At 50.9% G+C, this 12,296-nt stretch carries 6 protein-coding genes and 3 pseudogenes; 1 reads left to right on the top strand and 8 read right to left on the bottom strand.

The window, feature by feature from the left end; genetic code table 11:
- The 7 genes and pseudogenes from ABZJ92_RS02450 to glcD all read right to left on the bottom strand — a co-directional run.
- The coding region (locus tag ABZJ92_RS02450; protein WP_001645659.1) for an insA N-terminal domain protein at positions 1-138 on the bottom strand (138 nt) is incomplete at its 3' end.
- Positions 139-1,549: 1,411 nt separating this feature from the next.
- Positions 1,550-3,136: a lactate permease LctP family transporter gene (locus ABZJ92_RS02445; protein WP_000259315.1), complete on the bottom strand. Its 1,587-nt coding sequence runs from the start codon at positions 3,134-3,136 to the stop codon at positions 1,550-1,552.
- Between the two features lie 354 nt (positions 3,137-3,490).
- The gene (gene glcB / locus ABZJ92_RS02440) at positions 3,491-5,662 is read right to left on the bottom strand and encodes a malate synthase G (RefSeq protein ID WP_000084122.1); all 2,172 of its coding nucleotides are present in this window, start codon (positions 5,660-5,662) and stop codon (positions 3,491-3,493) included.
- Positions 5,663-5,683: 21 nt separating this feature from the next.
- Positions 5,684-6,088 carry a GlcG family protein gene (locus ABZJ92_RS02435; protein ID WP_000853257.1) on the bottom strand — a complete coding sequence of 135 codons (405 nt, stop codon included), beginning with the start codon at positions 6,086-6,088 and terminating at the stop codon, positions 5,684-5,686.
- Between the two features lie 4 nt (positions 6,089-6,092).
- Positions 6,093-7,312: pseudogene (glcF, locus tag ABZJ92_RS02430) on the bottom strand (glycolate oxidase subunit GlcF).
- A 10-nt stretch (positions 7,313-7,322) separates the two neighbouring features.
- Positions 7,323-8,375 carry a glycolate oxidase subunit GlcE gene (gene glcE, locus ABZJ92_RS02425; RefSeq protein ID WP_000943081.1) on the bottom strand — a complete coding sequence of 351 codons (1,053 nt, stop codon included), beginning with the start codon at positions 8,373-8,375 and terminating at the stop codon, positions 7,323-7,325.
- Positions 8,375-9,874: pseudogene (glcD, locus tag ABZJ92_RS02420) on the bottom strand (glycolate oxidase subunit GlcD). The gene glcE and the pseudogene glcD overlap by 1 nt, the downstream one beginning before the upstream one ends.
- A gap of 250 nt (positions 9,875-10,124) precedes the next feature.
- On the opposite strand from glcD, the gene glcC reads away from it, so the two are divergent.
- Positions 10,125-10,895, top strand: coding sequence for a transcriptional regulator GlcC (glcC, locus tag ABZJ92_RS02415; RefSeq protein ID WP_005085869.1), 771 nt, complete (start codon positions 10,125-10,127; stop codon positions 10,893-10,895).
- Between the two features lie 123 nt (positions 10,896-11,018).
- Here glcC and yghO read toward each other — a convergent pair.
- A pseudogene (gene yghO, locus ABZJ92_RS02410) lies at positions 11,019-12,160 on the bottom strand (protein YghO).
- Positions 12,161-12,296: the final 136 nt, after the last annotated feature.

Here is a 12,296-nt window from a genome sequence, read left to right as displayed (position 1 = left end):
GGTGTAAGTGAACTGTAGTTGCCATGTTTTACGGCAATGAGAGCAGAGATAGCGCTGATGTCCGGCAGTGCTTTTGCCGTTACGCACCACGCCTTCAGTAGCGGAGCAGGAAGGACATCTGATGGAAATGGAAGCCACGCAAGCACCTTAAAATCACCATCATACACTAAATCAGTAAGTTGGCAGCATTACCCAATTTACGTACCGTTTAAACAAAGACAATACGTCTCTTTATTTCTCATAAAACCCCAATCCCTTACAGGGCTTATTGAAAAATTTAAAAATCACAAATTTCTCAATACTCGAAATGAGATCACATAAGAAATCAAAAAGCCTTCTCATCTATTTTAAGTTTTCCCAACGGAAAATAAGAGCTTTCATTAATACTGAACCACTTTACTGTTCTATTTGTTCAGGTATTGCATTACGGTGTGCTGAGATCCATCGGTGCATCCCTGTATCCCGCGATGAGACTAAAATAGTCGTGATGTAAGCTCGTATCAGATTCTTAGTGAATACCACATTTGTTATAATTAAGTGAAAAGATACATTGCTGATTTACATTATTTGGTTTACAAAATGTCATCACTTGCAGAGTTATCGCTGACAGATACCTTTAATCTCTTACTACTTTCGTGTTATTGCAATACAACCATCCGTAAAGCAGGGCTATTTTTAGCAGGAAATACTCAGGTGTCAACATTCGAACTCCAACTCTGAAATATTCATATAAGTTAATGATTTTAATGATTTTAATGATTTTAATGATTTTAATGATTTTAATGATTTTAATGATTTTTTCATTTATTCACACCTAATAAAAGTATTCAAATTCAGATGATTTTTCTGCTCAACAGACACAAACAGGCAATAATACTCTCCAAAGCGAACAATATTTGGCATTACGATTTAATGCTTCATAATCACCAAATTATTTAACCATAAATTTTCTTATTTCTAACAAAATGATTGGTGTGTTGTTGGAGTTAAAATACATACATAATATTAACATCTGCCAACATTTCACTTTCCGCAAGACGGATGATTTCGAATCCTCATCCACGTTACCCTATCCCAAATATCTTTATTAATAGGCAGTAACGAACACTGTTATAGCAAGATTAACTTATTAACCTAACGGCATCTTTTATGTAACAAGTGGAGATAAATTGCTTAAAATTGATCCTCGACAAATCTTAAAAGTTCTCATTATTCTGCAAAATCAGCTTTGCGAATAATCTTATGTTTTTGGGAGTTTTGGGAATTTTGATCTACTCATTGTTCTAGTGAAAAATATAAATAAGAGAAAAAACGCCATTCGTCATGAAAGCAACAGATGAAGCAATGTAATAACATACTAAAATTGATCTCATGAAAGTGGGTACTTTATAACCAGCACAGAAGCCAAGTTGTATAAATATTAAACAATTCGCATCGTAAAACGGAGACTACGTATAAAGAAGCCAATCGTAAAAACGGTTCCCTGGCGAGATAAACGACAGACAAATGGAAAGCCGGGTGATATTTACCTTCATCCGGCTTTATTGATTTACGAGACTAACATCCCGGTAAACACATACGCCTGCAGCAGGGTGATAACGCTGGCAAAAATCAGACTGTGCTTCACGGTGTAGCGGAACAGTTCAGATTCTCGGCCCACCATGCCCGTCGCGGCGCAGGCCACGGCGATAGATTGCGGGGAGATCATCTTGCCAGTTACGCCGCCGCTGGTATTTGCTGCCACCAGCAGAGTGTCAGAGACGTTGATTTGCTGCGCCGTGGTCGATTGCAGTGAACCAAACAGGGCGTTTGAAGAAGTGTCCGACCCGGTAAGGAATACGCCCAGCCAGCCGAGAAACGGTGAGAAAAACGGGAACATCACGCCTGTACCTGCCAGTACCAGCGCCAGCGTGGTGGACATGCCGGAATAGTTGGTGACGAAGGCGAATGCCAGCACCATGCCAATCGACAATATCGGCCACTTCAGACTAATTAGCATTTCGGCAAAGACGCCAATCCCTTTCTTGATGCCCACGCCGAGGATGAAGATAGAGATAATCGCCGCAATAAAAATAGCGGTGCCGCCAGCCGAGAGAGGGTCGAATTTAAACACCGCATCCATTGGCGTTGGTTGGGCGACAATGGGTGCCGCTTTCAACACTTGTTGATGCAAATGAGGGATCTGGAAATTAATCACCAGTGAATAAAACGCGCCGCCCGGAGCAAATAACGCTTTAAACGGCTTCATGGTCCAGATGGTGACCAGCACCGTTAAGATTAAAAACGGTGACCACGCACGAATGATTTGCCCCAGACTATATTCTGAAGGCACGGGACCGCCAGAAGATGGCTTATTTACCACCATCGCACCTGCGGATTGCCCCATGCTGATTGCCGTTTCGGTATTTTTCGGCCGCCAGACTTTAAGGAATAAAGCGAGTGAGACGATACTCACCAGCGCCGAAGTAATATCCGGCAGTTCCGGACCAATATAGTTAGAGGTAAAGAACTGAGTGACAGCGAAGCTTCCCCCAGCAACCAGCGCCGCTGGCCACGTCTCTTTCACCCCTTTCCAGCCGTCCATCATTGCTACCAGCCAGAACGGCACAAGAACCGACAGGAACGGTAACTGACGTCCCGCCATTGCGCCAATGTGGAACGGATCGATTCCCGTTACCTGACCGGCGACCAGAATCGGCACGCCCAACGCACCAAACGCCACCGTCGCACCAAAGCCAGCAGCTCCTTCCAGCAACGCACCAAAGGAGAAACCAATCAGTAACACCTGCAAACGCTGATCGTCGGTGATGGAGATAACCGAGCTGCGGATAATATCGAACTGCCCGCTGGCAACGGTTAATTTATACAGGAACACCGCCGCGACAATAATCCACGCAATTGGCCATAATCCATAAATAAAGCCATAGCCCGCAGCAGCAAATGCCATATCAATCGGCATTTTAAAGGCGAATATCGCAATCAGGATAGATAATATAAGGGTTATTGCTCCAGCAACATGTCCTTTCAGACGTAATACCGCGAGTGCAACGAAGAAGAATATTATCGGGATCAGGGCGACCAGAGCGGATAGCCCCAGTCCTCCCATCGGCATATACATTTGGGTCCAGGTAACCATATTGTTCAGTCTCTTATTATCTTTATATGCTTGATATACTTAAGGTTGTAATAAGCAAAAGAGGACTGAACTGTAAAATATAGGCGTTATACTTTACAGCAACAGTACGCCGCTAACGCAATTGCTACCTCTGGCATAACAAGTATATCGGGTAAGGGTTTCTGTTCCGCACACGCAGGCGCAGAGTATCGTTAAGATGTCCATATTGTTGTTTTAGGCCCGCTAGTAATGCGCTACGGGTATTTAATATTGTTAAACCCTGATAATCGCTCCGGTTATTTCCGGGATAAATGTACTACCGCAGTTACTATCATAGCCCCGACAATAAAACTTGCCGGGGCTTTTTTGACGCTATTAATGACTTTCTTTTTCGCGTAAACGCCAGGCGTGTAATAACGGTTCGGTATAACCGTTTGGCTGTTTCACGCCGAGGAAGATTAAATCGCTGGCAGCTTTAAAAGCACACGAGTTAGCGAAATTCCCCGCCATCGGACGATAAGCCGGATCGCCAGCATTTTGCTGATCAACCACTTTCGCCATATTCTCCAGCGACGCCTGCACCTGTTCTTTGGTCAGAATACCGTGACGTAACCAGTTGGCGATATGCTGGCTGGAGATACGCAGCGTTGCGCGGTCTTCCATCAGCGCCACGTTGTGAATATCCGGCACTTTTGAACAACCAATCCCCTGCTCCACCCAACGCACCACGTACCCCAGAATCCCCTGCACGTTGTTATCCAGCTCTTGTTGGATCTCTTGCGCCGACCAGTTAGCGTTTTCAGCCACCGGAATAGTCAGCAGATCGTCCAGCAGCGGTTCAAATTCAGCACTGAACTCGGTCTGGGCAATGTTGGCTTGCACGCTCTGTACGTTGGTATGGTGGTAGTGCAGCGCATGGAGCGTAGCAGCGGTTGGTGACGGAACCCAGGCTGTGTTTGCCCCGGCACGCAGTTGGTCGCCCTTCTGGCTGTACATGTCTGCCATCAGGTCCGGCATTGCCCACATGCCTTTACCGATTTGCGCTTTACCGCGCAGCCCACAGAACAGACCGGAAAGCACGTTATTACGTTCGTAGGCTTTGATCCACGGCGTCGATTTCATCTGGTTTTTACGCAGCATCGGGCCAGCTTCCATCACCGAATGCATTTCATCGCCGGTACGGTCGAGGAAACCGGTATTGATGAACGCCACGCGGTTGCGCGCCTGAGCGATACAGCTACGCAAGTTCAGCGAGGTCCGGCGTTCTTCATCCATAATGCCCATTTTCAGGGTATTCGGTGCCATACCGAGCATTGTCTCAATGCGGGTAAACAGTTTGTTGGCGAACGCCACTTCCTGCGGACCGTGCATTTTCGGTTTCACAATATAGACGCTGCCAGTGCGCGAGTTTTTCTGCACTTTTAAATCATAGAGGGCAATCGCGCCAGTCATGACGCCATCAAGAATACCTTCCGGGATTTCATTGCCTTCGCTGTCCCAAATCACAGGAATGGTCATCAAATGACCCACGTTGCGGATAAACAGCAACGAGCGTCCGTGCAGAGAAATTTCAGAGCCATCGGCGGCGGTGTACTGACGATCGTCATTCAGTTTACGTACGATTTGCCGACCGTTTTTCTCCATTTTCTCTTGCAGAGTCCCCTGCATCAGGCCCAGCAGATTGCGGTACAGCAGGATTTTATCTTCCGCATCAACCGCCGCGACCGAATCTTCGCAGTCGAGAATGGTACTGATAGCAGCTTCGACGATAACATCGTTGATGTGCGCCGGATCGTCTTTGCCAATCCGCCCGTTGGCATCAATTTGCAGTTCAATATGCAGGCCGTTATTTTTCAGCAAAATGCAGGTCGGCGCAGCGGCATCGCCACGGTAACCGACAAACTGTGCTGGAGTACGTAACGTGGTTTCTTTACCATTTTTCAACTGGATGCGTAATTGTTTATCGACCACCTTAAACGCCACCACATCCTGATAGCTGCCGTTTTCCAGCGGTAGTGATTCATCGAGGAAACGTCGAACCCAGGCGATAACCTGCTCACCGCGCTGCGGATCGTAGCCACTGACCATCGCCCCTTCCTGCGGGATGATGTCGCTGCCGTATAACGCATCGTACAGTGAGCCCCAGCGAGCGTTCGCCGCGTTCAGCGCGTAGCGGGCGTTCATTGCCGGAACCACCAGCTGTGGCCCCGCCTGACTGGTGATTTCGCTGTCAATGCCCGTGGTTTCCACCGTCACGCGCTCCGGTTGCGGCACCAGGTAGCCCAGTTCACGAAGGAAAGATTTATAGGCCGCTTTATCTTTTACCGGCCCCGGATTGCTGCGATGCCACTCATCAAGCGCCGCCTGAATGCGATCGCGTTCTGCCAGCAACTGACGATTTTCTGGTGCCAGATCGTGAACGATCTCATCAACATTGTGCCAGAATGCAGCAGCGTCCAGTTCCACGCCCGGCAAAACTTCTCCATCCACAAAACGTTTAAAATTGGCGTCAATGCGTAAACGGCCCTGGGTTATGGTTTGACTCATTGTTTCTCTCCTCGTTTTCGCTTATTTCGCCAACACCGCTGCTGCCACTTTCGCGACCTGCGCATCCTGTGCTCCGGTTAAACCAGAAACGCCCACGGCACCAATAATTTGCCCATCAACAACAACCGGTACGCCGCCTTCCAGCGACGTCAGTAACGGCGCAGTCACGAACGCGGTACGTCCGTTGTTCACCATCTCTTCATAGCCCTTAGTTTCACGACGCCCCAGCGCGGCGGTACGCGCTTTCTCCTGGGAGATGTAAGCCGCAATCGGCGCGCAATCGTCCATGCGACTTAACGCCAGCAGATGACCGCCGTCATCGGCAACAGCAATGGAAACAGACCAGTTATTTTTCTGCGCCTCTTCCTGACCTGCGGCAATAATTGCACTCGCCATTTGCTGGCTAAGAATGACTTTAGTTTTCATTTTTTTATTCCTTTTCAAGGGCTTGTTCTACAATTTCAATCCAGTGACGCACAGAGGTACGACCGGCGCTCGCCAGATGCGTCTGGCAACCAATGTTGGCGGTGACGATCATTTCCGGTTTGCCGCTTTCCAGCGCATTCATTTTGTTATCCCGCAGCTGGCGTGCCAGATCGGGATGCGTTAACGCATATGTTCCCGCTGAACCGCAGCACAGATGGCTGTCGGGAACGTCCGTTAAGGTAAATCCAAGACGAAGTAACACTTTTTCCACTTCGCCGTTCAGCTTTTGCGCATGTTGTAGGGTACACGGGCAGTGGAAGGCCAGTTTTTTATCGCCGCGAATTGCCAGTTTTTCCAGCGGTTCCTCGCGCAGAAGTTCGACTAAATCGACCGCCAGTTCACTGACCTGACGCGCTTTATCGGCATATAACGCATCGTTTTTCAGCATCTGCCCATACTCTTTGACGAACGCGCCGCAACCGCTGGCGGTTTGCAAAATTGCCTCGGCACCTGCTTCAATCGCGGGCCACCAGGCATCAATATTATTGCGCGCCCGTGCCAACCCTTTCTCCTGCGCATTAAGATGATAGTCCACCGCGCCACAACAGCCTGCTTCGTTAGCTGACATGACGCTGATCCCCAGACGATCCAGCACTCGCGCAGTTGCCGCGTTGGTGTTGGGCGAAAGCGTAGGCTGGGCGCAGCCTTCCAGCATTAAAACCCGACGCTTATGGCGCAGCGGCGGACGCGGTTTAGCTTTCACCGTTTCAGCAGGCAGTTTTGCTCTGACCTGTTCCGGTAAAAACGGTCGCAGCACCAGCCCTACCTGCGTCAGCGCACGGAAGACCGCCGGACGCGGCACTACCTGGCGCAATCCTTCGCGCAGCATTCGCTCCGGCAGTGGGCGTTTCACTTTCTGCTCGACAATATCACGCCCGATATCCAGCAAATTGTGATAGCGCACACCAGAAGGACAGGTGGTTTCACAATTGCGGCAAGTGAGGCAGCGATCGAGATGCTCCTGTGTTTTAAGCGTGACTTCGTTGCCTTCCAGCACCTGTTTAATCAGATAGATGCGCCCGCGCGGCCCGTCCAGTTCATCGCCCAGAAGCTGATAGGTTGGGCAGGTTGCGGTACAAAATCCGCAGTGAACACAGGCGCACAGGATGCTGTCGGCTTCCAGCGCGCGTTCTGCCGCATCTCTTCGGTTAATCGGGTTTGCATAGCCTGCTCCTCAAAGTTCCGCGTACATGCGACCGGGGTTAAACACGCCGCAAGGGTCGAGCTGCTGTTTAAGCTGCTGGTGATAGCGGAATAAAGGAGCCGATAGCGGGGCAAAGCCACCATCTCCGGCACTAAAGCGGGTCGCATGACCGCCAGCGTTGCGGGCGATGCGATGGATTTGATTGTCATCGGCTGTCGATTTCAGCCAGCGTAACGCCCCGCCCCAGTCGATCAGTTGCTCGCCGGGTAAATCCATCATCGGCGCATCGCTGGGTAATGAAATGCGCCATAAGGTACCTGGTAACGAGAAGAACGGCAGTTGTTGTTCACGCAATTGCTGCCAGAACTGACCCACAACCTCTTCGCCACCCAGCAGTTCACGCGCTGCTTTTACCGATCCTTCGCCGCCCTCAAGGCGGATCCACAACGCATTGTCGAAGTAACATAAGCCACTAATGGGTAATGGCTGGAGTTGCCACTCGGCGATTTCACTCATGGCTTCTTGCAGGCTGATTTCCCGACGCAGGCTCAGAGAGGCACGCGGTCGCGGTAACACTTTCATTGAGATTTCAGTGAGCACGCCAAGACAACCGTAGCTTCCGGCCATTAACCGTGAGAGATCGTATCCGGCAACGTTTTTCATCACTTCGCCACCAAAACGCAGATGTTTTCCAGTGCCGGTAATGATGCGCGTGCCGAGGACAAAATCGCGGACCGAACCGCTCCACGGGCGACGCGGCCCCGCCAGCCCGCAGGCGACCATCCCGCCCCAGGTGGCTTCTTCACCATAATGCGGCGGCTCGCAGGGAAGCATTTGCCCGGCGCTCTCCAGCGCCGCTTCAATCGCCACCAGCGGCGTTCCGGCACGAGCGGTTATCACCAGCTCGGTCGGGTCGTAATTAACAATGCCGCGATGACAACGCACATCCAGCGTTTGCCCGGTGACTGGGCGACCTAAAAAGGCTTTGCTATTGCTGCCCTGAATCACCAGCGGCGTTTTATCGCTAATTGCCTGATTCACCTGCTCCAGCAGCGCCTGACTGTAATCACACTCGCGTAGCATCAAAAGCGCTCCAGTTCAGGAAAAGGTAAATGACCGTGATGCACATGCATGGCACCAAATTCAGCACAGCGGTGTAGCGTGGGAATGTTTTTCCCAGGGTTCAGCAAACCATCGGGGTCAAACGCCGCCTTGACCGCATGGAAGGTCGTGATTTCATCGCTGTTGAACTGGGCGCACATTTGATTGATTTTTTCTCGCCCGATGCCATGTTCCCCACTGATGCTGCCGCCAACTTCAACGCAGAGTTCGAGGATCTTCCCGCCCAGCTCTTCCGCGCGGGCAAATTCACCAGGTTCGTTGGCATCGAAAAGGATTAACGGGTGCATGTTGCCATCTCCGGCATGAAAGACGTTGGCAACACGTAAATCATATTGCTGCGATAAACGGGCAATGCCTTCCAGTACGCCAGGCAGGGCGCGACGCGGGATGGTGCCATCCATGCAGTAGTAATCCGGGGAGATACGTCCTACCGCCGGGAACGCATTTTTGAGACCGGCCCAGAAACGTACGCGCTCTGCTTCGTCCTGTGCCAAACGGACGTCAGTCGCGCCCGCTTTCAACAAGATGTAGTTAACCCGCTCGCAGTCTTCCTGTACGTCAGACTCCACGCCGTCCAGTTCGCATAACAAAATCGCTTCGGCGTCGACGGGATAACCGGCATGAATAAAATCTTCCGCCGCGCGGATCGACAGGTTATCCATCATCTCCAGCCCGCCGGGGATAATGCCATTGGCGATGATGTCACCAACCGCAAGTCCGGCTTTTTCTACCGAGTCAAAGCTGGCTAACAGAACCCGCGCCACGGGCGGCTTCGGCAGCAGTTTTACCGTCACTTCGGTGGTCACGCCGAGCATACCTTCCGATCCGGTGAACAGCGCCAGCAGGTCAAAACCAGGTGAATCCAGCGCGTCCGATCCCAGCGTCAGCGCCTCGCCGTCCAGCGTTTGCACTTCAATTTTCAGCAGGTTATGTACGGTCAGACCATATTTCAGGCAGTGGACGCCACCGGCATTTTCCGCCACATTGCCGCCAATTGAACAGGCGATTTGTGAGGAAGGATCCGGCGCGTAATAGAGATTATGCGGCGCAACGGCCTAGGAGATCGCCAGGTTACATACGCCCGGCTGCACGCGCGCGCGGCGACCAACGGGGTTAATGTCGAGGCTCTCTTTAAAGCGCGCCATCACCAACAACACACCTTTTTCCAGCGGCAGCGCGCCACCAGAAAGCCCGGTGCCTGCACCACGGGTCACCACCGGTACACGCAGGCGATGGCAGACAGCCAGAATCGCTGTCACCTGTTCCATTTGCTTAGGCAGAACAACCAGTAATGGACGCGTGCGATACGCGCTCAACCCGTCACACTCGTAAGGAATGATCTCCTCATCGGTATGCAGGATCTCAAGTCCAGGGACATGCTCACGCAGTGCCATCAGTACCGATGTGCGGTCGACATCGGGTAAAGCGCCATCAAGACGCTCTTCGTACAAGATGCTCATGAGTAGGCTTCGCTTTGTTGTGTTGTGTGGCAGCTGATTTTTGCGCGCTGCTTCTGTGAACAGTTATTAAGCGGGCTTTTCGTTTTCGTCTATCTCTTTAGCTACCGGTCAGACCATTTTTTTTCCAGCTCTGTGACCTTGTCTTGGTTAACTTAATGTTAAATTGATGTAACATAATCACTTGCGTGATGTGCGTGTTTTGCGAGTTAAGAACAGAAAAATTGGTCCTACCTGTGCACGAGGTCCGGGAATGAAAGATGAACGTCGCCCTATTTGCGAAGTGGTTGCAGAGAGTATCGAACGGTTAATTATCGACGGCGTACTGAAGGTCGGTCAGCCGCTTCCCTCGGAACGTCGACTGTGTGAAAAGCTCGGCTTCTCACGCTCCGCACTGCGTGAAGGGCTGACCGTGCTGCGCGGGCGCGGGATTATTGAAACGGCGCAGGGTCGCGATTCTCATGTCGCACGGCTTAATCGGGAGCAGGACACCAGCCCGCTGATCCATCTGTTCAGTACGCAGCCGCGAACGCTGTACGATCTGCTCGACGTTCGCGCATTACTGGAGGGCGAATCGGCAAGGCTGGCGGCAACGCTGGGAACGCAGGCTGATTTTGTTGTGATAACCCGCTGTTATGAAAAAATGCTCGCCGCCAGTGAGAACCACAAAGAGATTTCGCTGATCGAACATGCGCAGTTGGATCACGCTTTCCATCTCGCCATTTGTCAGGCTTCTCACAATCAGGTGCTGGTGTTTACGCTGCAATCATTGACCGATCTGATGTTTAATTCAGTGTTTGCCAGCGTAAATAATCTCTACCATCGACCACAGCAAAAAAAGCAGATCGATCGCCAGCATGCGCGGATCTACAACGCGGTGTTGCAGCGGCTGCCGCACGTCGCTCAGCGCGCAGCGCGCGATCATGTACGGACCGTGAAAAAGAATCTCCACGATATCGAGCTGGAAGGCCACCATTTGATTCGCTCGGCGGTGCCGCTGGAGATGAACAAGGTGGGAATGTGAGCAGAGTTTTACCCTATCCCCAAGGCGAGGGGACCGCCCCTGCACTTAACAGGATCTGGTGTTAAATCTGTTCATCTATACCCTCTCCCGAATGACCGCCCCTGCGCTAAACAGGATCTGGTATTAAATTTGCTTTTCATACAATCGGTAACGCTTGTACGGCTCCGCCCCAATGCGTTCCAGCATGTTATTCATGCCTGTATTGGTTTCGAGGATCCATGACATCTCCAGCGCATCGATCTTCCGGCGGGCAAACGGATCGCGTAAGGCTTCAATCAATAACAGCGCAATCACCGGGCCGATGCGGCTGAACTGATACTCGTCGCGCACGCCCATCAGCGGTACTCGCGCAGTTCGCACACCGCTGACTTTCAAACGCCACAGCAATTTTGCCCAGCCGAAGGGAAAGAGCGATCCGTTCAGATCGGCAATCGCCTCGTTGATGTTAGGCAAGCCACAATAAACGCGCAGGGTGCAGAATCAATCTCAGCGATGTAGATCATATCGTCCGGCACCAGATATTTAAGTTGGTCGCCCATGGTCGCGAATTCATGTTCGGTAAACGGCACAAATCCCCAGTTGTGCTGCCAGCCAGAGTTGAAAATCTCACGCAGGATCTGCATCTCTTCGGCAAACCGCTGACGATTGATGCAGCGAATGGTCACCTTTTTGCGCACCTGATCCATCAGTTTTTTTAGCGCCGGAGAGAAAGTGAGATCGGTTCGCTGCATCCACCACGCCAGTAAATCAATGCCTTTGTGATAACCCAGTTGTTCAATATGCGCGGCATACCACGGTTTGCCGTGTGGCATCATCGCACAGGGTGGTGTGTCAAAACCTTCAATCAGTAATCCGCTTTCCTGATTGATATTCAGGCTGAAAGGCCCGCTGATCTTACTTGCACCTTGTGACTTCAACCACGCTTCCGCTGCGCCAAACAACGCGGCAAAATCCTGCGGATCATCAATGGCGTCAATCATGCCGAAATGACCGGTATCTTCACCGTAACGCTCACGGTGCAAGGTATCTATTTGCGCGGTAATACGCCCAACTATCTGCCCCGCTTTTTTTGCCACCCACGCCTGCCAGATGATATGGTCCGTCCCCGGATTTTTCGCAGACAAATGCTCGTTGCGTTCAATGAATAAAGGGGGTATCCAGTTTGGATCGTCGGGATAAAGTGATGACGGAAAAGCGATAAATGCCTTAAGGTCATTTTTATTAATTACTTTTTCAATTTTAATCATCAGCAGATCGCATTCCATATCTCTGTGGATAACAAATAATTAATGGTGAAAAACAGGTTGCAACAGCAACGAGCGGCATCTTAATAATCAACTCAATGAATACAAACGACGAATAAATAGTATTAATTAATGATTATGATAAGGTCAGAGGCTA

Source organism: Shigella sp. FJ200513 (assembly GCF_040495915.1).
Classification (GTDB): Bacteria; Pseudomonadota; Gammaproteobacteria; order Enterobacterales; family Enterobacteriaceae; genus ECMA0423.
Note: the sequence above shows the minus strand (reverse complement) of the source record. Positions and strands in the feature narration are given on the sequence as shown.

Bases quoted from the DNA above. Each gene is read 5' to 3' on its own strand.
- ABZJ92_RS02445 (WP_000259315.1), bottom strand. From the start codon at position 3,136: ATGGTTACCTGGACCCAAATGTATATGCCGATGGGAGGACTGGGGCTA.
- glcB (WP_000084122.1), bottom strand. From the start codon at position 5,662: ATGAGTCAAACCATAACCCAGGGCCGTTTACGCATTGACGCCAATTTT.
- ABZJ92_RS02435 (WP_000853257.1), bottom strand. From the start codon at position 6,088: ATGAAAACTAAAGTCATTCTTAGCCAGCAAATGGCGAGTGCAATTATT.
- glcE (WP_000943081.1), bottom strand. From the start codon at position 8,375: ATGCTACGCGAGTGTGATTACAGTCAGGCGCTGCTGGAGCAGGTGAAT.
- glcC (WP_005085869.1), top strand. From the start codon at position 10,125: ATGAAAGATGAACGTCGCCCTATTTGCGAAGTGGTTGCAGAGAGTATC.